Consider the following 20,975-nt stretch of genomic DNA (forward strand, 5'->3'; position numbering starts at 1 on the left):
TCCAGCCTTACAAGGGCGGCCGGAGCGGGAAGCGCCCCGCCTAAGGCGGAAAAGCCGCCCTAAGCGAGGTGAAGCGCCCGATCCGCGCCAGCAACGGTAGCGAGCAACCGCCCACATCGGCAGCAAGTAAGCCGAAGTAAGGCGGAGTTCCGGCCTTACAAGAGCAGCCGAAGCGGAAACCGCCCCGCTTAAGGCGGAAAAGCTGCCCTAAGCGGGGGGAAGTGCCCGATCCGCGTCGGCGATGGTAGCGAGCAAGTCGCTCACATCGGTAGCAAGCAAGCCGCCCACATAGGCAGCAAGTAAGCCGAAGCTTGAAGCGCTTAGCCTAAGGCGGAGTTCCGGCCTTACAAGGGCGGCCTAAGCGGAAATCGCCCCGCTTAAGGCGGAAAAACCGCCCTAAGCGGGGTGAAGCGCCGATCCGCGTCGGCAACGGTAGCGAGCAAGTTGCCCACAACGGCAGTGAGCAAGCCGCCCACATCGGCAGCCTGTAAGCCGCTTTAAATCAGCTAGCTCACAGGCAGCTTAACCATGAAGCCTGTGCCCTGTCCGCTCGAGCTGTCCACGGTGATATTACCGCCGTGCAGCTCGATTATACGCTTAGCAATGGCTAGACCTAAGCCAGTACCACTGCGATTACGACTGTTGGCAGCTTCCGATTTATAGAAGCGATCAAATATATGCGGTAAATCCTGCTTCTCAATCACAGCGCCCGTATTATGTATCCACACTTTAACTGTGCTGTCAGCCTCTTCATACTTACATGTTACACAGATAATACCTTCATTATCTGTGAACTTAATCGCATTGCCAACAATGTTGGCCCACACCTGATGCAGCAGTCCTGAGTCACCAGACAGCTCGGTGACGTCCAATTCAAGATCCAGCTCAATCTGCTTAGCAGACCAGTCTGGCTCCATGCGGATGATGACCTCGCGCAGCTGCTCATCAAGTCGAAAGGGCTGTCGTTTCAGCGTTTCGGTGCCGCGTTCGAGTGCAGCAAGGGTCAATAGCTGCCTGCTCAGTGATGATAGCCGTTCGCTTTCCTCGGCGATAATATTTAAGTATCTCCGCTCCTCATCAGGAGGAAGAGGACGATCCCGGAGCTGCTCCGCGAGTCCGCGGATTGAAGTGAGTGGGGATTGAATCTCGTGGGACACGTTTGCTACAAACTGCTTACGCATCGTATCCACTTGCTTTAATGTTTGGGACATCCGTGTAAAGCGCCGTGCCAACTCACCAATCTCATCGTGCCTAGCCATGTCTACATGAATATCGTAGCGGCCCTTCTCTAATTGACCAGTCGCGAGCATAAGCCGATTTAGAGGTCTGACCAGGTAACGTGTTTTGAGAGCAATGAGCACTAAGCTTACAACAAAAGTAGTAGTAAATAAGATGGCGAGCATCTGTCTAAGTTCTTGCAGCTGCTGTACCATATCCGGCCGGGCAAATAACGCATAAGATCGCCCATTCCACGATAAGGGGAAACCTACAGCCATATCCAGCTTGTTTTCAAATACAGCAGGCACGAACCAATTCCAATTTTTTTCTGTTAAACCGCGGTACCGCTTGCCTGACAGTACAGATTCAATCACATCTTTTGATAGAGTCAAGTCCTTAAATGGACGCCCATACATCGTACCGTTATATTGTCCATCAACCAGATATAGCTGATATCCAAGTTCAGATAACGTTTGCAAGCGTGTACTCCATTCAGTGCTGCTTCCATCATGAGACTCAAGTAAGGTGAGCATGGACTGGCCAACGGCCTCCATCTTCTGTTCATAGTGATTTTTGAGTCCGTGAGCGTATACAAGATTGGCCACAACCAACCCGACAACGAAGCTGATCATCACGATGACAACGGAAAACAGTACTATACGGCCGTATAAAGACTTCATCCTTCTGCAGCCTCCAGCTTATAACCAAGCCCTCGTATCGTGACGATACGAAAATCAGTGGTCAACGGATGCAGCCGCTCTCTTAGCCGTTTAATATGCACATCAATAGTTCGGCTGTCGCCCTCATAATCGATGCCCCATATCCAATCAAGCAGTTGGTCGCGCGTGTATATTCGCCCAGGGTAGCTCGCAAGCTGCACGAGCAGCTCGAACTCTTTACGAGGCAATGTTAGTATCTGACCGTTAGTGGAAACGGTGTATGCGAATCGATCAATGAGTGTATGTGGAAAATGAATAACGGTATCTGATACGAGCTGATAGCGTCGCAACAGCGCCTTCATTCGGATTAGCAGTTCTTTCGGCTCAAAAGGCTTTACGATATAGTCGTCTGTTCCTGCTTTATACCCGGCTTCCTTATCTTCGATCTCGCCTAGGGCAGTTAGTAGAATAACAGGGATGTCGTACTGCGCACGAATCTCGGAGCATAGCGTATGGCCACTTTTACCTGGCATCATTACATCTATCACAGCAAGATGTATCATGGATTGTTCCAGCATTGCTGCTGCTTGTATACCATCAGTTGCTTCTACGACTTCATATTGCTCTGACTCTAATACTAATCGGAGAAGTGCGAGGATATTAGGATCGTCATCTGCAATCAATACACGTATTTGCATCTTGTTATATAACCTCCAAACTGATTAAAAGGGACAAATCCCAGCAAATATTCTGTAATCAAGTATTTTGTGATCTTGTAAGCCGTAGGTTCATCAAGTATCAGCTTCTCAAACCAAAAGGTCATACCATTCTCCATGACAAGCCACCCAAGCCACCCAAGCTACCAAAACCACCAAAACCACCAAAACCACCAAAACCACCAAAACCACCAAAACCACCAAAACCACCAAAACCACCAAAACCATTTAGACTATCACCAGATGTGATGGCACCAGCCCCAGAATGAACGGCTGTATTATACAATAAACCTGCTAGCACATCCAAATCACACCTCAAATCATTGAGCATGGTCATGCCAAAAAACCTTCCTGGTGCGAGCTCCTGCGCCGTGAAGGTTCGAAAGAAAACTTTAAGGAACGATAAATGGCTGAAGGCCGTCCATTTTACAAAAAAGTGCGGTTGATCATTAATACTATTAAATAAAAACAAAAGATCGAAAACAGACAAGCGCCCGCACCAAGTACAAATTTACGCTGTTTCATAAAACGAAAGCTGATCGCAAAAATTCCAATATTGACAAGAACAAGCACAACGGCCATCGAGATAATAGCAATCCAATATAAGACGTGAAATACACTTGCTGTATCCATTCTAGTCTCTCCTATCGGCACAGCAGGATTAAAGTTCATCTGCTGGTTGAATATACCTATACGATACCATTGCACGGCAGATACTGACAAGCCATATCCTGTTCCTCCTTAGGAGAACTATACGAGTCTATTAAAATAAGGCGAACGCCGTGGACAATCATACAAGAAGTGGACATGGACCATGAGTACTGTATAGGTATAACGAAGAAAGGGGATACGCGCATGGATGGTAGGCAGCTGGCCAGTAAATGGCTGAAGACGGAAGCGCTGTTGTCAGACTCACGCGTAGCAGACTATATCCCTGCGACACGTATGTATAACTCCTCTAATTTGCATCAAATGTTAAATCAATATGGATTTGTTGTCATTAAACCGGTTGTCGGCGGCGGTGGCGCTGGTGTGATCAAAGTAACGAAAGAAGGAGCAACTTACCGCTACACGAACTTGGCTAATACCCGCTCCTTTACGAGCTTTGATGCTATGTTCCGTTCCTTGTCATCAGCGAAGAAGAAGAGGTCTTATCTAATACAACGCGGGATACGTTTGGCCACCATAGGTGGACGCCCAATAGATTACCGGGTCAAAGTAGTAAAAACGAATGGGGCATGGGTGTTCCGTTCGTTGGTTGGTCGTGTGGCGCGGAAAGGGTTGTTTGTGACGAATTTGTGCAAAGGCGGCACGATGTTGACTGCTGGACAGGGTATCCGCCGATCGTTATCAGGAAATTGGGTCCGGTCAAAAAAGAACGAGATGAGACATGTTACTAGGATCTGTACAGCTATCTTAGAAGCCAAATATCCCGGCATCGGGCAATTAGGCTTTGATTATGGGATCGAACGCAGCGGCAAGATGTGGATTTTTGAAGTAAATACCCGCCCTCAGTAGATAGGGGGCGGTTTTTTTTGAGTCTATCCTATTAGCTGGTGCCTATTAATCGATTTGATAGATTTTATTTATTTTAAGAGGAATATTCATTAAAGTTAGTTATAAATTAACAGTGTAAATAAACTGTTGATAACTATATCCACACTTTATGCCTTGCTAGCTGTGGGAAATCGACGGTTGTCAACAATATATACACAATATTTCCACAGCGGCCTGTGGATATTGGAACGCTTGTTCTGCTTTTCATCATCATGATATGATGAGGCAGTAAAGGAAAACTAAGGAAAGGTTGTGATTAAGATGGCTTTACTTTCCGATGAGTTGCTCGTAGATTCTTATCTACAGGCAATCCGACTGCGTTTAGACGAAGAGTTCATTGCGTTGCTGCTCGCGGAAATGCAAAGACGCCGCCTTCGTCCGACCGTTCGACATTTACCGGTAATCAACTAAGAAAGTACCGGCGTGTGCTATGCGACATTATGAGCTTGCATCGAATTGAAGCCCGTTTACCGTTGTCATCGAATGACAATGCTCGCAGTACATGATATGCATACAGACTCCGACATTAGAACGGTATGAGTCGAATGTGCTCTTATCCACTGCTGTCAATCGGCCTTCTACCTGATAAGGCGCATAGGGTCCATCATAATCATCCCGTTTGCCGCTATCAATGGTTGGGTTCAAGCAGTTCGGGCATAGCCAACAAGGACTGATCATGCCGTTGCATAGCTGACAAACATCAAACAAGGGTATCCTCCTCCAGTATATATAGATATGGAGTAGGATACCCTTTCTTTCCTTGTCTATGTGAGATCAGACAAGGGTTATCTCTTCATGCTGCTGCTATGTCCAGGGGACAACTTTGCAGTTGGATCAATGTATACTTTGGCGTTGTTAATCGCGGTAGGTGCTTCACCGAAACCGACGGCAATCAGTTTTAATTTGCCGGGATAAGTGGTGATGTCTCCAGCTGCGAACAAACCTGGAATGTTGGTTTCCATACGCGAGTCAACAACGATAGAGCCATTCTCAATCTCAAGTCCCCATTCAGAAATCGGGCCAAGAGAAGAAACAAAGCCAAAGTTAACGATGACGGCATCGACATCGATATCTGTCGTTTCTTTTGTCTTGACGTCTTCAATCGTGACACGCTCAATCCGATCTTCACCGTGCATATGTGTGATCTCTTTTGGTGTAAGAATTTGCACCTTGGAATTTTGCAATTGCTGTACCGTATGCTCATGCGCGCGGAACTTGTCACGACGATGAATAAGCGTAACCTGTTCTGCAATCGGTTCAAGCATCAGCGCCCAGTCGCATGCGGAATCGCCGCCGCCGCTTATAAGCACTTTCTGGCCTTTGAATTTCTGCAAATCGCTGACAAAATAGTGCAAATTGGCTTTCTCATATGTCGCGGCGCCAGGAAGATCAAGTCGTCTTGGTTCAAATGCGCCTACGCCTGCGGTAATAATAATAGCGCGTGATTGATGTACGCCCTTGTCTGTAGTAACTTCGAACAGACGCTCATCCAGCTTCTTAACACTGGTAACTTTCTCTTCAAGGCGAACGTCAGGATGGAAGTGATCCATCTGTTCTTTCAGAGAATTTACCAGTTCCTGAGCGGTTACCTTCGGAAATCCGGCTACATCATAGATGTATTTTTCAGGGTACAACGCAGCTAATTGGCCTCCTAGCTGCGGCATACTTTCGATCAGGCGTACCGAAGCGTGGCGCATGCCGCCATAAAAGGCTGCAAACATACCAGCGGGGCCGCCGCCGATAATTAATATATCGACAATATCTTGTTGTGTATCAGTAGTATTCAAGGCTGAGCACCTCCAAATGGCATTGTGACTAAAATCATGTTTAAATAGCCCTTAGGCACATACACCATTATAAACCCTACATTCCATAATGGAAACTATGGATGAGAACTATCTTTCAACAATTTCAGCTATATCGTGACAAACCCGACATTTACCATCATCATTGGCATGCAGCCTGCTAGTGCATACTGCTTCCACACCGTTCTAATACGTGCTGTTTTGCCCGATATACAGTGAATAATCTATATAATCAAAATAGCAGCTAATCCCGCAAGCAGAAGAGAACCAATAAAACAGGCAGCAAACGCCTTAACCCCATGCTGACGAATATCTTCGACACGCATGTTCAGCCCCAGTCCTGCCATCCCCATGCCCAACAGAATATAAGCGAAGTCGACCATACTAGCCGCTGTGCTTGCTTGGACCCATCCGAGGCTGCGAATCGCGGCCGCCGCCAAAAAACCGAACACAAACCAAGGGATCGGCAGAGCAAGCAATTTGGCAGCAAATGATCTTGTTGCAGCTGCTGAAGCGGCTTCATGGCCAGCTGTGGTATTCGCATTCTGCATAGGCTTGCTGCGACGTGTTGTCATGACGCCAAGTAGCAGTGCAACTGGAGCTAACAGCGCGACGCGACTCAGCTTAACCATAATGGCAAGATTCACTGCTGCGCTGGTCAGCGGATCGGTAGCCGCTACAACATGAGCTACTTCGTGCAGTGTTGCGCCAGCAAATCGTCCGTATTGTGATGCGTCCCAAGGGAGCATTGGAAATACTAAGGCATATAACATAGTAAATAACGTGCCCATCACACAAACTATAGCTACGGCCGTTCCTGTCTTGGCACGATCAGCATCAAGTTGGGGAGCAACGGCTACTACGGCGGCTGCTCCGCAGATACCGGTACCGCAGGCAACCAGCATGGCCAGGTCATGATCAATGCCGAACCATCGGGAGATCGCATATACGACAAAGATGCCAAATAATAAACAAGCGGCAGCTAGCCAAAGCACGGAAGAGCCCGCGCTTGCAAGGTCCTGCCAGTTAAGACGCAGGCCCATCAGAATGATGCCTAAACGGAGCACCTTTTGGGCTGCAAACCGAATGCCGCTTTCCGTGCTGTGTGGCAGTGGAAGCCAGTGCCGCCATGCCATTCCTAATAGGATGGCAATGACTAATGGACCTAACATATGAAGGCCTGGAAGCTTGCCAATATAGCGAGCTGCCAAAGATAAGATAAGGGCTAGCACGATACCATATATAAATCCGTAACGTTTGATATTGGGATACATGGGGATCTCCTTTCTCTAGGTGCAAGGGGTATAAAATGATTTAACTTATAAGTTCACTATATTTTGTTTTAATCATAAATGGAAATTGATAATATTGAACATAATCATCAATTATATCTATGATAAAATGCATGATACTGGATATGAAAGGGAACAATAACGATTGGAGGCACCATTCAGGTGATGGATTTAGAGTTGCTTAAAATGTTTATTACTGTCGCAGAACAGCGGCATTTCTCAAGGGCTGCGGAACTGCTCCATTTGACACAGCCTACCGTCAGTATGCGTATTCGTCAACTTGAACAGCAGCTTAACGTCGGCTTGCTGGAACGATCGCCAAAGAAGGTCTCTTTGACTCCTGCTGGGCATCTATTCGTAGAACGGGCACGAGAGTGTGTACGCATTATGGAACAAACGCGCATAGACATTCAACGATTAAGCGAAGAGATTACGGGCGAGCTGTGTATAGGTGCCAGCTATTCAATTGGCGAGTATGTGCTGCCACGGCTTATTGCCCAATTTAGTGAGATGTACCCGCAAGTGCAGATTCGAGTAAGTATTCACAATACTCATGATATTGTACAGGAAGTATACCAGCAGCAATTACACGGCGGATTGGTGGAAGGACGAGTCAAACACAAGGAAATGCAAATGCGGGTATTTGCTGAAGATGAATTGATTTTGGTGGTGGCACCAAGTCATCCGCTTGCCATATTTCAAAGTGTACAGATTGATCAGCTTCAAGAGCAGGTTTGGGTGCTGAGGGAGACAGGTTCTGGGACACGTTCTTTTAGCGAAGAGTTTATGGCTGACTATGATTTATCAATGAAACGAAGCTTTGAAATAAGCAGCAATCAAGGAGTAAAAGAAGCGGTTCGTGCCGGACTGGGCTTGTCTTTGTTATCGCGGCATGTTGTACAAAGAGAGGTGGATGCAGGACAATTAAGAGAACTTACTCTGATTGGATCGCGATTTGTACGTCCATTGTCTATCGTACAAAGAAGAGATATTGTTCCTGTTCTTGCATGGGAGCAGTTTCTCAATTTAGTTATATCTTGCGATATTTAGCGTAGTTTTACAAAATACCAAAAGTAAATCGCTTTAATTTTAAGAACATTGGAAAATGGGCTTGAATTTTAGGCTGAAAATAGCTATGATTGCAGTTGAATTGCATAATTGTGTGCAATGATGTCGATCATGGTCTAGTACGTGTCGATAGATGTCACAAATCCAAACGTTCAGAACGTAACATTTATATATTAAGGAATTCGACGATGGGTTGTAAGTGACTTTTGTAACTGAACTTAACAGGATGATGTGATCTGAACTGCAAGTCACCTTAAAAGTGGATCACATAATAAGTTGACTACATTTCCAGAACGTTTGCACATTTTTGTGGTGTTTTTCACACACACAAAGTTTAATGAGGTACAAACATATAGAATAAAAGCAGGATTCAGGTTGGAAGGAGCAGAAATAAAAATGAGTAATATTCCAAAAATTGTTATTTTAGGCGCGGGCTATGGGGGCATTATGACGGCTCAACGCTTGCAGAAAGAATTGAACTACAACGAGGCAGACGTAACATTGGTTAACAAGCACGACTACCACTACTTTACTACGCATCTCCACATGCCAGCAGCAGGTACAGATACACTCGACAATGCTCACGTATCCATTTCCAAGCTAATTGACGAATTTAAGATTGACTTTGTGAAATCGACAGTTAAAGAAATCCGCACACAAGAGAAGAAGGTTATTCTTGAAGACGGAACTTTGTCTTACGATTATCTCGTAATCGGCTTGGGCGGCGAGACTGAGACATTTGGTATTCCAGGCTTGGCTGAATATGCGATGAGCATCCGCAGCATCAACTCTGTACGCGCTATTCGCGAACATATTGAACAACAGTTTGCTCAATACAAGCAAGACAAGCGTGAAGACCGCTTGAACTTAGTAGTAGGCGGAGCAGGCTTTACAGGAATCGAGTTCGTCGGTGAATTGACAGACCGCATTCCACAGTTGTGCCGCACACACAGCATTGATCCTTCACTTGTGAAGATTTACAACATTGAAGCTGCTCCGACTGCACTTCCAGGCTTCGATCCTGAGTTGGTTGATTATGCGATGAAGTTATTGGCCAAGAAAGGGGTAACATTCAAGATTGCAACTGCAATTAAGGAATGTACGCCTGAAGGTGTCATTCTGGCAACTGGCGAAGAAATTAAGGCAGCTACAATTGTATGGACAGGCGGTATCCGTGGCAGCCGTCTCATCGAACAAGCAGGCTTCGAATCGATGCGTGCACGTGTTAAAGTCGATGAGTTCTTGCGTGTGCCAGGCCAAGATAATATCTTTATTATCGGCGATAACTCGCTGATGATTAATCCGGAAAATGAGCGTCCATTCCCGCCGACAGCACAGATGGCAATGCAGCAAGGCCCTGTCGCTGCCAGCAATATCGTGGCTTCGATCCGCAACCAGCCATTAAAGAAGTTTGCATACCAAAATAAAGGTACTGTTGCTTCTTTGGGTAAAGGCGAAGCAATCGGCGTAGTAGGAAGCAAGAAGCTCAAAGGTTTCTGGGCAGCTCAGCTTAAGAAAGTAATCGACATCCGCTGGTTGTTTATTATCGGCGGCGTATCGCTTGCTATGCGCAAAGGGAAGTTCTTCTAAGTCATGAGACACTGCAGCGTACAAGTCAGAGGGCTGCTGACGCGTGATGAGCTGGATCGTTATAACGCATTAATGGAGGTGGGTTCCTATTTGGAATCACAGACTCGTTATGATTTGGCGTATACGGTACAGCAAGAAGTGGACCTTTTGATTCAACCTGCGATTGAACGGTTGAAGGACAAAAGCCGCGCACGCGACAAAATGACGGAGGAATATCTTGCATCGCTTCGTAATGACAGCGCTGAGGATGATAGTTAGTCATTAAAGACAATGGGTGGGCAGAGGATTATCACTGCCTACCCATTTTTTTGTTTCATAGGTTTTATCATTAAAGAAAGGGTGTATCCCTGGACTTCAGGAATACACCCCTTTAAATCATACTATTTTAACATCGTACTCAATTCGCTTGGCGTAAGACGGTTGCCGACAAAGAACGAACCGAACTCGCCAAAACGAGCACTAACCTCGTCGAAACGCATTTCATATACAAGTTTCTTGAATTGAAGCGGATCGTCACTGAACAGCGTAACGCCCCATTCCCAATCATCAAATCCAACAGAACCTGTAATAATCTGTTTGACCTTGCCAGCATAGCTGCGGCCAATCATGCCATGGCTGCGCATCATAGTACGGCGATCTTCCATGGAGAGCATGTACCAGTTATCTTGTAAGTCTCGCTTCTTGTTCATTGGATAGAAGCAGAGATGCTTAGCCTTTGGCAGCACGGGCTTCAGACGAGCGATAACCTCAGGGTTGTCCATCGGATCTTCGTTGGAGCCGGGCTTAGCCAAATAATTGCTTAATTCAACTACGCTAACGTAAGAGTAGGTAGGAATCGTAAAGCGGGCGAAAGCAGATTTATTAAATTGAACTTCAAGCGCATTCAGTTCCTCGAGCGTCTCGCGCAAATGGAACATCACAAAATCGGCTTTTTGGCCTAGAATGCTGTATACAGCTGTGCTGCCTTGATTGTCATTCTCTGTCTGCGTCCATTGTTCCCACAGGCTGTGCAGTTCATCGAGTGCGTGTGCGCGTTCTTCATCGTCAGCCTTGTTCCAAAGTGCCCAGTTCATGGTGCGGAAATCGTGCAGGGCATACCAGCCTTCAAGCGTTAACGCCGCTTCATTCATATATAAGCCTCCAATGTGCTGTAATGGATAACTATACTAATTTGCTCATTCTCTAACATTGTATCTTATTTCACTTTGAGTGAGCAACTTGATGTGCGAAATGTCACTGAATGTTCGTTGATTTTTGCAGGTTATGGAAGTAAACTAGGACTAGTCAATAGGAAAATGTTGATAAATGAGGAAAGTTTGCGACATACATAGTGAGATGTCATATGCGCAAGGGGGCTTGTGTAGTGGAAGGGTTAATCATGGTATTTATATTAATGGTACTGTTTTTTGTGATGATGTTTGGCATAGGCTTTATTCTGAACATGCTGATGAAGACCACATGGTTCCCCGTAGGTGTGTATATTGTCATCATCTTACCTGCGACTGTAATTATGCAGTGGAACCAAAATGAGACGTTTGCCGGTAACTTGTTCAGTTATGGACTTGTGGACTATTTAACGGCTTTAGCGGGGGTACTAGGTGCGATCATAAGTGGCAAGACCATTCATTTTTTGCGGAAGAGCGGATATCAGATGTTCTAATTTTGAGATCTTTACGCTGCAGAACATAGTTGCAAATAAAGATCGCAAACATTATTTCTTTTGAGTTGGATAAACGAGTGTTGAGGAAACCACGCATTTTTACCTGTGAAAGTGGACTTCATAACTCGTTTTCTTTGTCTAAGATCAGAAGCAATCAGAGCAAGATTTTCGTTCGAGTAAGGTGGCTGATATCACGCACACAATTCGAACTGCTAAACAGGTCGGAGACAATGAACCTTTGAATCAACAACGGTTGCGGTAGTAAGGGACATTACTGGGGAGGTATTTTGATAATGGGAGCATGGGACACAGGCATATTTGATAACGATGGAGCTGGAGATTGCTTAATAGCGATACAACATAATCCTGCCTCTATCCAAGAGCAAGTACAATATATACAGAATACTTGGCTTGAAGAAGAATATATGGAAGTGGACGAGGGGTCATCTATTCTTGCGCTTGGCGAGCTTGTTTTGATCGCTTATGGCATTCAACCTACTCACCCGCTTACAGCGGATATTGATCTGGAGGCCATTAAGTCACAGTTAACACAGGAAATATTATCACAGATTACCCAGTTGATCCGGGTTGCTTTAAATGTGGATAACACGGGAGCTTCGGAAATTTATGAGTTGTGGGCAGAAGCTGATACTGCTGATTTTGCTGCATGGAAGCATACAGGTAATAATGTATTAGCTAAGCTGGAACAGATCAATCTATAGGGGAAAGTTGTACATCAGCGCCTTATTTAAGTTCTGACTTGAACTGAATAAGCTGTTGTGTATAATATATTATTGTAGGTAATTTATTCTGATGAAAGGCAAGGTACGAGGCTGATGAATAACTAATTCGATCTTAATGCATCATTTTGACCCACGTATAAATCAAAATGAACGTTCTGAGAGGATTAGTCTGTCTATTTTCAGTGTTTCGTACAGTGCCCTATGCTTTTTAACTGGTTTCCTTCGCATTAGAGGAATCCTTGTTTAAGCAGAGCTGTTGCCGTGTTTATTTGCGTATCTGCGCATGAGCAGGGCAATATTGTGCCAACCTGACTTGTAATGATGACAAGACATATAGTCCTCTCTAGGAATGTTCCTAGGGAGGTTTTTTTATGACTTTATTGATAGAAGCAAGACAACTGCGTATAGGATTTGGCGACCGCATTCTATTTGAGAATGATGAGATATTAAAGCTATATGGGGGGGAATGTATCGGGATCGTTGGCGTTAATGGTGCTGGAAAGAGTTCGCTGCTGCGCGTGATGAGCGGTGAACTGGAGCCGGAACAGGGAAGTGTGATCAGATACGGCAGCTGCAGCGTTGTTACTCAATGGGATGATCGTTCGATTGGGGAGGCGTCGCCTGAACTGGATCGTTTGAGCGGAGGAGAATGGACTAAACATAAGCTAAAGCTTCTTTATCAAAGTAAGGCACCAATCTGGTTTCTGGATGAACCAACAAGCCATCTTGATGTGCAAGCGATTGAGGAGATGGAGCGCATGGTGAAGAAACATCGTGGATTGGTCGTTATTATTTCCCATGATCGTATGTGTCTTAATCGTGTATGCACAAAAATATGGGAAGTGGAAAACAAACAGCTTTATTCCTATGCAGGAAGACGTCCAGGTGCTTATGAAGCTTACCGACAAGAAAAATCGCGGCTGTACAAGGAGCAGCTGCATGCGTATGAGCGCAACGAAGAGGAGAAGAGCCGACTATTAGAGGCGATGGTTGATAAGAAAGAACATGCAAAGCGAGTCGGCAGGGCTCCAAATACGAATAGGCTGACAAGCAAGGAGATTCGTAGCGCCAGGCCACATTTTAATCGCAAACAAGCCAAAGTTGATAAAACCGTCAAAGCATTGGAGCAACGAATTGCTCAGCTCCCTCAGCTTGAACGTCCTTACGAACAGCCAGAGCTAATATTTGATTTAGCGTTCCATGAAGCGATACACAGCAAAATTGTTATCGAGGCCCGAGAACTTGCCATTGGCATAGAGAATACGGAGAGAACGTTGGTCCAGCCAAGTTCCTTTAGGATTAGGCCAGGCATGCGAATAGCCATAACAGGTCCGAATGGGGCAGGCAAGACATCGCTTATCCGCGTTCTGCACGATACGTATAAGCGCGTTAGGCTTGACGGGGATAAGCAGCGTGCGGCCTATCTGACTGCGGCTGAAGGTTTGCAGTTAGATGGCGAGCTGCAGTATGCGCCCAAAGTAAACATCGCTTACTTTGATCAGCTTTTGCTAGGACTAGATGCCGAAGCAAATGCAGTCCAGAATGTGCTTACTTCCAGCCGTTATCCAGAACATATGGTAAGAACGGCTTTAGCTAGATTAAATCTGGCAGGAAATCGGGCGCTCCAGCCGCTTTCCTACCTGAGCGGTGGTGAGCGGGTGAAGGTACTGCTGGTAAAGCTATTTTTAAGTGAAGCCAACCTGCTCATCCTAGATGAACCTACTAATTATTTGGATATGGAAGCATGTGAACAATTAGAGGTACTGTTGAAACAGTATCCTGGAACATTAATCTTTGTGTCGCATGACCGTATGTTTACGTCTGAGGTAGCTACACATGAGTTGCGTCTAGATGGTGGTTCACTGCACATCATGGCTTGGGGGGAAACTCATCAGGACCCGATTCTCAGTAACAATTCCACCCTCGATTCCTCTGCAGCCGATAACAAAGACGGCTGCCTGACTGCGGAGGATCGAATGAGATTCGAACTCGAATGGTCCAGTCTACTGGCTCGTCTATCAGCGACGCACGTAGAAGAAGAGAAGAAGGAGTTGGAGCGGCGTTTTCAAGAGATGCTCGAATTTCGGAAAACTTACGGTATCGGTTAGGTCAGATTAAGCGCTAGCGGGCTCTAATTAGCCAATACAAGGTTATTGTGGGCGTTTAACGATATGCTTACTCGGTTGTCGCAGCTTGCTATTTTAGCTATGATGACTAGTAATCATAATCGGATAAGGAGGATATGTATGTTCATTATTCAAGGAAGCTCACGTGAAGGCGGAAATACAGAACAGCTTACAGAACGGATAACGCAAGGGATTGAAGTGGAAACGGTTCGCCTGCGGGATTATAAAATTATGCCAATTGTAGATGAAAGGCATGCTTCAGAAGGCTTTCAGGCAGTTGAGGATGATATGAATCAAATTGTTGAGGCTATGCTGAATCATGATACGCTGCTGCTAGCGACGCCATTATATTGGTATGGCATGTCAGGACAGATGAAGCTGTTCATCGACCGCTGGTCCCAATGCCTGCGTGACGACTCATTACAATTCAAAGAGCGTATGCAGGGGAAAAAGGTGTACGTTGTTATTGTAGGAGGACCTAAGGCAAAATTAACAGCTTTGGCTCTTGTACAGCAGTTCAAACATATTTGTGATTTTATGGGCATGACGTTGGAAGACTACATTATTGGAAGAGGTACAAAGCCTGGCGAGGTGCTGCATGATGCTGAAGCCATCGCAGAAGCGCATGTGCTGAACACAAGCTGGCGGTAAGCACATGAATAGTTAGCATCATCAAACAAAAGAGCAAACTCGTTCATTACCACCATTTATGACGGACGAGTTTGCTCTATTTATGTTACAATAGTTCCACTATGTTTCGAACGGAAGGAGAAGAGATACTTCGATGCGAATGTCCAATTTGTTTCATTATACCGAGCAACATCGGTATGTCACTTATCGGGAGTTCAGCTTAAGCGAACTAGACCATAAAATGTTATCCCATGTGTACCAACCGATGATAGGTGCTTTCGCTATCAGTTTGTATCATCTTCTCTATCAACATGTGCCTGCTGATCAGGTGGGTTTCTCCGGCATGGATGCTCAGCGTAAGTTGTTCCTGCTGCTTGGAATGGAGCCAAGTGAGAAGGGGCGTTCTTATCTCATAGAACAGACATCCAAGCTTGAAGCAGTAGGCCTGCTTCAGACTTCCCGCCTTATGCTGCCCCAGGCGGAAGATTATATGTTTGAGTATGAACTGCAGCCGCCATTATCGCCGGTACAATTTTTTGATACACAGCATCTTACGCTGCTGTTGCGGGATAAAGTGGGCAAATACATGGTTTTGTCTCTGCGGGAGCAATTTAATACAAAGGAGCCGTTTGCAGAATCACATGCAGATGCGCATCGGGAAAATATCTCAATTCCATTTTATGAATTGTTCCGCCTAAATACACAGGTCATCGATTATGAATTGGAGCAGGCGCTGCAAGAAGTAGCACCAAGTCGAAACCTGACGCAAATGGAGCAGCAAGGTCAGACACCAGAGTTAAATTATTCGGATATCATTACTCGATTCCCTAAATACTCCTATAATCGTTCTTGTGTGGAGAGGCTGCGTCATGATCGGGAAGGTATGGGTATTATTAATTATGTCGTACGCAAGTTTGAACTGACACCTCAGGAGTTGTGCAGACTTCTTGATGAGGACGGTGTGTTCAGCCCGGATGGCAGGCTGCTGTTGGACGAGCTGCAGCATCGAGCGCATTTGCACTTTAGACAGAATAAGAAGCGCGAGGAATGGCGTGAACGCGAGCAGCACAAGATTAATCATGTGCAGCAGTCGGCAGAGGCCGCTGCGGACAACGGTGCTCACGTCGAGGAGCCTGAAATAGCCGTACAGATGGAATATTATTTAGAGGTGCCTCCACAATTCGGTGGCAAGTGCGATATTCATCAATATAATATGATGCTGCGAAATACGCCGTACACCCGTTTGCTGGAGAAGTTTTTCCCGGGAGCGGTCCCGGATACGTTTCTGGACATGTTCACCAAGATGGATCTGAATTATAAACTGAAGGATGAAGTCATCAACGTCCTCATCCATTATTTGATGATGATGCTGGCCCAAGGCAGTGGTAATCAACGATTGAACCGTGCATTTGTGGATCAAATCGTCTCGAATATGTTGCTGAAGCAAGTAAAGTCGTACGAAGAAGCGGTGCAATACATTCGCACGCAATCTAATCCAGATCACAGTGGACAAGGTACACAGAACGGCAGCGGCCGTACAAGCAAGGGCAATCGTACGAATAGTCGATATACGAAGCAGCAGCAGAAGCCGATCATCCCGATTGTACAGCCGACAGGGGAAGCATCCCAGCTGTCACAAGAGGAAATTGATCGTGCACGCGAACTGGCTCGTCGCTTGGATGCGAATCGAAAGACTAGATAATTTGACCTGTTCATACAGAATTTATAAATGATATAGAAATGTATAACTGCAATGTCAGCTTGGAAAGGAGGTGCCGCTGATGGAATCATTAGGTGACGTGTTAAAGCAGCTTCCATTCCGTGAACGACGGGCGCAAGCAGAGGCGAAGATGAATGAATTGCTGCATCATCCCTTAATCCAGCAATTCAGAGCAGACCATCCTGAATTGGATGACTTTACGCTCAAAACCAGCTTAAATAAGATGTATCAGTATGTAAAAGAGCAGCGTGCCTGTGAGCATTGCCCGGGTCTGGAGAAATGCCCAAATGATTTTGAGGGACATTTTACAAAGCTTACTGTTGTTGATGTAAATGGGCGTTCTTTAATTGAAGATCGTAAAGTGCCTTGTCAGAAACAGCTCACCCATGAGCGGCAGCAGACGGTCCATAACAGAGTTCGTTCATTCTTTGTGGATGAGATGGCACTGAAACAAGGATACTCCGCTCAAGAGATTATGGAACGGGATTATGAGCGAATACCTGCTGTGGCCAGTATAATGGACTATATTGAGGAGACCCATAAAAATGGTATTTCTCCGATTGGTATGTATTTGAGCGGCTCATTTGGTACAGGAAAGACGTTCCTGATGAGTTATATGCTGTATGAGTTGGCGAGAGCGGATTATACGGGTGTTATCGTCTATATGCCGGAGTTTGTCGAGGATCTGAAGTCTATGTTTCAGGAGCCGAAGAAGCTGCGGGATACGCTTGAGATGATGAAGGAGACAGATCTGCTTGTATTTGATGACATTGGGGCAGAAAATATGACGCCATGGATTCGAGATCATGTGCTGGGGTCCATTTTAAATCATCGGATGAACCGCAAGCCTACTTTTTACACTTCAAATTATGATATGGATGCGTTATTTAAGCATTTTAGCTATACCCGTGAAGGTGAGGATGTGTACAAGGCTGAACGCCTTATGGATCGCATACGCCCTTATGTAGAGGTAGTGGCTGTTAATGGCCGTAATAAGCGAGGTTCTTAATTAATCTTGGATGATTGATCTTTAATCTTAATATGACATAACAAAGAAGTCCGTGCCTCTCGTCAAGCAGAGGACCGGACTTCAGCAGTTCATACGGCGTGAGACATGCTTAGGATACGATGAACTTGATAATCACCATTCCGAAAAAGACTACGGTCATAAACCCGAGCATGACGTTAAAGCCTGTAAACACATCAAACAAATCATCTCGCGGCTCTTCCATCACGTGTTCACGAGGATCAATTGATCTCGCTTCCATAGCAAGTCCTCCTAACTGTCTGCGTCTCGTTGCAATGATGCATCTCACAACCAAGACAGGTATTTTAACCCAATTATCGTCTCTAGTATAGCGAATGTGGCAATGATTTGTAAAGATTAGGCTTGACAATCATGTGACAAAATATAAACAAAATTCATCATGTGCTTTCGCATAATAAGATGAGTTGTGGTATACTTTAGTTGTTGACTCTAAAAAAAAGTAACTGACTATAAAGGAGGAACCTACTCATGGCAATAGTAAATGTATCTGACCAATCCTTCAACACAGACGTAGAATCATCCCAAGGCGTCGTATTGGTTGATTTCTGGGCACCTTGGTGTGGTCCTTGTAAGGCAATCGCTCCAATCCTGGAAGAATTGGATGGCGAAGTATCTGGACAAGCTACAATCGCAAAAGTGAACGTGGATGAGAATCCAGAATCCGCTTCTCGTTTTGGCGTGATGAGCATCCCGACTATTATCGTCTTCAAAGACGGCCAACCTGTTGATAAGGTTGTTGGTTTGAATTCCAAAGACGCATTAAAGAGCTTAGTCGCTAAGCACCAATAAGTTTAACTAAGCAAGCCCTCCCGTAATGGGAGGGCTTTTTTTGTGCTGATTGCTTTCTCGCAGCAGTGAGCGCAGCTGACGAAATTATGCATTTATAAATAATTGTGTATGCGTCGATTAAAATGTCTTCTAATGCCTTCACCAAGTACGTTAAACGTCAAAATCGTAAACATAATGGCAAGAGCAGGATAGAAGATGTAGGTGAACTTGCTGACGTAAATATCAGCGCGCATCGAAGCAAGCAATGACATCCAATTGTTGCTCGTATTCATCAATATCATAGACATTTCGTTTACCTCCACCCACTCTTGCGAAAGAAATATGCTTAGCACACCTAATTGACCGATTAGGAGCGTTACTTTGCCTAAGTCTACGCAGAAATTAACGACGATTTCAGGGATCATAGTCGGGATGAAGTAACTTCTCGTTAGCCGCCATGGACTAAGTCCTAAAGCATGGCCTGCTTCAACAAATGGCTCCCGAGAAATTTGATGGATCTGCTGTTGAATAAGATAGGCGACACGTCCAACTTCGATAGCAGCCAATATGAGAATAACCCAAAGCAACCGCCATGAAGCAAACAGTAGGAAGGGAAGACTAAGTAATAAAATAGCAGAGAATAATGTAGGCAAATAGGAAAATAGTTGATTCCATACTGTCAGAATGCTGTTCGCGACCCCGCTCTTTCGGTATGCTGAGAGCCCAAGCGGGACTGCGATCATATATCTTAAAGCGGTGATGGAGAAAATAATAAGCAGCGTTTCCTTGGTGCCCATAATAATTTTGCTTAGATTGTCGACCCCGTCTTTGTCAGAACCAAGCAAGTTCTTGCTTGAAGGCTCATATGGAGGGAGAATTAGGCGCTCATCTTGGGACCACCTGTGTTTCTCAGGTGTTAACGTCTGATCGATAAATGGTAAGTACTGTCCTGCAAACATGACAAATACGAGTAAAGCAAACATGATGCCGCCAATCCACAATGTAATATTTTTCAATGTGCTATAGCCCCTTCCTTGGGTCCAAGTAGATTCTGGACATCTGACTGATCCATTGCACAAGCAAGAGCAGGAACATAAAACAGAAGCAGATGCCAATAATGACCCCAGGCTCATAATTTTGTCCGGTTCCGTATGAAATGCTGTAGTCCATAGCCAAAAATAGGCGGAGCGCTGCTCCAGGATAGTTCATAAAATACTCAACCATCAACAAATTGGACAAAATATATACAAATAAGGAAGACAAGTGCGATAAAATACTGCCGACACAATTCGCGAGCATATGTTTATATAAGACCAGCACACGCGTTAATCCCTTTGCACGCGCTACTTTGATGTACAATTGCCCCTCCTGAGATGCCAGCGAGGCACTGGTAATACGTGCAATATAAACAAGTGGATAAACGGATACCAGCAAAGAAGGCAACAAAAAAGCGGTCCATCCCTCCAGTGCGAATATACGAAGCGAAGGCACGTAGCGGATCAGCAGCCATTGTATCAATAGCAGCAGCAGAAAATCAGGGATAGATTGAAACAGCCAGGTAGTCCAATTGCCAAAAAAACCGATCTTTCTTCTTGATCCTTGATAGTCAAGGATACCCTTTAATATGCCAAGCACAAAGCTAATTGTAAACGCTGTTACGATGATGATCAGGCTGAAGGACATGGAGCGTAATACGGCTGCACCAGCGGTTTCATCGTTATGACGGGTCATACCGAGACTGTGATCTTTAACTACACCTTTAAAAAATTCGCTAATATTGTTCCAATACACATCCCAGCTGAATTGATATTCAGCCATTACTTTATAGCGTTCTACTGTAATGTCCAACTGTCTTGGAAATAATACGATCAGAATAATAAGTATCATAGCAACGATGCCAATAACAAACGATCTAAGCAATTGTGAGCGAGAACTCATGGTGGCCTCCTAAATTATACTAATTCATATTACGTTAGTATTATCATATAATGATTAGCTTGTCTAGAAAAATGTTCCTATTTGGATCTAACATGAGATCTACATCAAATCTTATTATTTATAAAATGTATTGGCTTTTGATTAGAATGGAGCAGATCCAATAGTTGTCACAGGAAAATGTAATATAATTTAAATAAAAACAATATCATCCATCAACTAGTAGAAAAGGTTGCAACATGCAGTGTATCGATTGATTTTCCGTGATTTCCATGGTTAAGATTAGCTCTGGCAAGGGCTTTCTCTTCTGCTTGTGCTCATATACAATAAGAGGAGGGGAACAAAAAAGCGAACACATGGAAAGGAGGGACCCGGTTGAAACATGATGATAGATCGTCTCATCAGGACAAGGAAGGCCGAGAGAACGAGACAGACAAGAG

The 20,975-nt window shown here is 45.0% G+C and carries 23 protein-coding genes; 12 read left to right on the forward strand and 11 right to left on the reverse strand.

Annotation, left to right across the window (positions count from 1 at the left end):
• Window positions 1-506: 506 nt before the first annotated feature.
• From QP775_RS24070 to QP775_RS24085, 4 genes are all read right to left on the reverse strand, one after another.
• Window positions 507-1,898: a sensor histidine kinase gene (locus QP775_RS24070; protein WP_285109221.1), complete on the reverse strand. Its 1,392-nt coding sequence runs from the start codon at window positions 1,896-1,898 to the stop codon at window positions 507-509.
• A complete protein-coding gene (locus QP775_RS24075; protein ID WP_239333327.1) occupies window positions 1,895-2,575 on the reverse strand; it encodes a response regulator transcription factor in 681 nt (226 codons plus the stop codon). Before QP775_RS24075 ends, QP775_RS24070 begins: the two co-directional genes overlap by 4 nt.
• A 121-nt stretch (window positions 2,576-2,696) precedes the next feature.
• Window positions 2,697-3,083, reverse strand: a complete 387-nt coding sequence (locus QP775_RS24080) for a hypothetical protein (RefSeq protein WP_285109222.1) — start codon at window positions 3,081-3,083, stop codon at window positions 2,697-2,699.
• Complete coding sequence (locus tag QP775_RS24085) at window positions 3,020-3,316, reverse strand: hypothetical protein (protein WP_239333331.1); 297 nt, start codon at window positions 3,314-3,316, stop codon at window positions 3,020-3,022. The genes QP775_RS24080 and QP775_RS24085 overlap by 64 nt, the downstream gene beginning before the upstream one ends.
• A gap of 132 nt (window positions 3,317-3,448) precedes the next feature.
• Here QP775_RS24085 and QP775_RS24090 point away from each other — a divergent pair, with 132 nt between their 5' ends.
• Window positions 3,449-4,111, forward strand: coding sequence for a YheC/YheD family protein (locus tag QP775_RS24090; protein WP_285109223.1), 663 nt, complete (start codon window positions 3,449-3,451; stop codon window positions 4,109-4,111).
• A 300-nt stretch (window positions 4,112-4,411) separates the two neighbouring features.
• Entirely contained in the window at window positions 4,412-4,561 is a 150-nt protein-coding gene (gene sda / locus QP775_RS24095) for a sporulation histidine kinase inhibitor Sda (protein ID WP_239333335.1), read from the forward strand.
• A 27-nt stretch (window positions 4,562-4,588) separates the two neighbouring features.
• Here sda and QP775_RS24100 read toward each other — a convergent pair whose 3' ends face one another.
• From QP775_RS24100 to QP775_RS24110, 3 genes are all read right to left on the reverse strand, one after another.
• The gene (locus tag QP775_RS24100; protein WP_239333337.1) at window positions 4,589-4,858 is read right to left on the reverse strand and encodes a hypothetical protein; all 270 of its coding nucleotides are present in this window, start codon (window positions 4,856-4,858) and stop codon (window positions 4,589-4,591) included.
• 77 nt (window positions 4,859-4,935) lie between these two features.
• A complete protein-coding gene (locus QP775_RS24105) occupies window positions 4,936-5,937 on the reverse strand; it encodes an NAD(P)/FAD-dependent oxidoreductase (protein WP_285109224.1) in 1,002 nt (333 codons plus the stop codon).
• 242 nt (window positions 5,938-6,179) lie between these two features.
• Complete coding sequence (locus tag QP775_RS24110) at window positions 6,180-7,229, reverse strand: YeiH family protein (protein WP_285109225.1); 1,050 nt, start codon at window positions 7,227-7,229, stop codon at window positions 6,180-6,182.
• Window positions 7,230-7,412: 183 nt separating this feature from the next.
• Between QP775_RS24110 and QP775_RS24115 the strand changes: the two genes are divergently transcribed.
• The 3 genes from QP775_RS24115 to QP775_RS24125 all read left to right on the forward strand — a co-directional run bounded on the left by QP775_RS24115 (window position 7,413) and on the right by QP775_RS24125 (window position 10,163).
• Window positions 7,413-8,297, forward strand: coding sequence for a LysR substrate-binding domain-containing protein (locus QP775_RS24115; protein WP_239333425.1), 885 nt, complete (start codon window positions 7,413-7,415; stop codon window positions 8,295-8,297).
• 414 nt (window positions 8,298-8,711) lie between these two features.
• Complete coding sequence (locus QP775_RS24120) at window positions 8,712-9,905, forward strand: NAD(P)/FAD-dependent oxidoreductase (RefSeq protein WP_239333341.1); 1,194 nt, start codon at window positions 8,712-8,714, stop codon at window positions 9,903-9,905.
• Between the two features lie 3 nt (window positions 9,906-9,908).
• On the forward strand, window positions 9,909-10,163 hold the full coding sequence (locus QP775_RS24125; RefSeq protein WP_239333343.1) for a hypothetical protein: 255 nt from the start codon (window positions 9,909-9,911) through the stop codon (window positions 10,161-10,163).
• A 122-nt stretch (window positions 10,164-10,285) separates the two neighbouring features.
• On the opposite strand, the gene hemQ is transcribed toward QP775_RS24125, so the two are convergent.
• Window positions 10,286-11,035: a hydrogen peroxide-dependent heme synthase gene (hemQ, locus tag QP775_RS24130; protein WP_028546920.1), complete on the reverse strand. Its 750-nt coding sequence runs from the start codon at window positions 11,033-11,035 to the stop codon at window positions 10,286-10,288.
• A 212-nt stretch (window positions 11,036-11,247) separates the two neighbouring features.
• On the opposite strand from hemQ, the gene QP775_RS24135 reads away from it, so the two are divergent.
• From QP775_RS24135 to dnaI, 6 genes are all read left to right on the forward strand, one after another.
• Window positions 11,248-11,565, forward strand: a complete 318-nt coding sequence (locus tag QP775_RS24135; protein ID WP_239333345.1) for a YuiB family protein — start codon at window positions 11,248-11,250, stop codon at window positions 11,563-11,565.
• A gap of 293 nt (window positions 11,566-11,858) precedes the next feature.
• Complete coding sequence (locus tag QP775_RS24140; RefSeq protein WP_285109226.1) at window positions 11,859-12,287, forward strand: DUF4259 domain-containing protein; 429 nt, start codon at window positions 11,859-11,861, stop codon at window positions 12,285-12,287.
• 392 nt (window positions 12,288-12,679) lie between these two features.
• Entirely contained in the window at window positions 12,680-14,416 is a 1,737-nt protein-coding gene (locus tag QP775_RS24145) for an ABC-F family ATP-binding cassette domain-containing protein (RefSeq protein WP_285109227.1), read from the forward strand.
• 138 nt (window positions 14,417-14,554) lie between these two features.
• Window positions 14,555-15,085 (forward strand): flavodoxin family protein, encoded by a 531-nt coding sequence (locus QP775_RS24150; RefSeq protein WP_285109228.1) that lies wholly within the window; start codon window positions 14,555-14,557, stop codon window positions 15,083-15,085.
• Window positions 15,086-15,218: 133 nt separating this feature from the next.
• Window positions 15,219-16,766 carry a replication initiation and membrane attachment family protein gene (locus QP775_RS24155; protein ID WP_285109229.1) on the forward strand — a complete coding sequence of 516 codons (1,548 nt, stop codon included), beginning with the start codon at window positions 15,219-15,221 and terminating at the stop codon, window positions 16,764-16,766.
• 79 nt (window positions 16,767-16,845) lie between these two features.
• Entirely contained in the window at window positions 16,846-17,793 is a 948-nt protein-coding gene (gene dnaI, locus QP775_RS24160; protein ID WP_239333355.1) for a primosomal protein DnaI, read from the forward strand.
• 109 nt (window positions 17,794-17,902) lie between these two features.
• On the opposite strand, the gene QP775_RS24165 is transcribed toward dnaI, so the two are convergent.
• Window positions 17,903-18,052: a YqzM family protein gene (locus QP775_RS24165; RefSeq protein ID WP_239333357.1), complete on the reverse strand. Its 150-nt coding sequence runs from the start codon at window positions 18,050-18,052 to the stop codon at window positions 17,903-17,905.
• A 248-nt stretch (window positions 18,053-18,300) separates the two neighbouring features.
• On the opposite strand from QP775_RS24165, the gene trxA reads away from it, so the two are divergent.
• Complete coding sequence (gene trxA / locus QP775_RS24170) at window positions 18,301-18,621, forward strand: thioredoxin (RefSeq protein WP_239333359.1); 321 nt, start codon at window positions 18,301-18,303, stop codon at window positions 18,619-18,621.
• Window positions 18,622-18,713: 92 nt separating this feature from the next.
• Here the strand turns inward: trxA and QP775_RS24175 are convergent, their stop codons facing one another.
• Together QP775_RS24175 and QP775_RS24180 are read right to left on the reverse strand one after the other, a co-directional pair.
• A complete protein-coding gene (locus QP775_RS24175; RefSeq protein ID WP_285109230.1) occupies window positions 18,714-19,616 on the reverse strand; it encodes an ABC transporter permease in 903 nt (300 codons plus the stop codon).
• A 4-nt stretch (window positions 19,617-19,620) separates the two neighbouring features.
• The gene (locus QP775_RS24180; protein WP_239333363.1) at window positions 19,621-20,538 is read right to left on the reverse strand and encodes an ABC transporter permease subunit; all 918 of its coding nucleotides are present in this window, start codon (window positions 20,536-20,538) and stop codon (window positions 19,621-19,623) included.
• Between the last annotated feature and the right edge of the window lie 437 nt (window positions 20,539-20,975).

It is taken from the genome of Paenibacillus sp. UMB4589-SE434, assembly GCF_030226685.1.
Taxonomy (GTDB): Bacteria; Bacillota; Bacilli; order Paenibacillales; family Paenibacillaceae; genus Paenibacillus_B.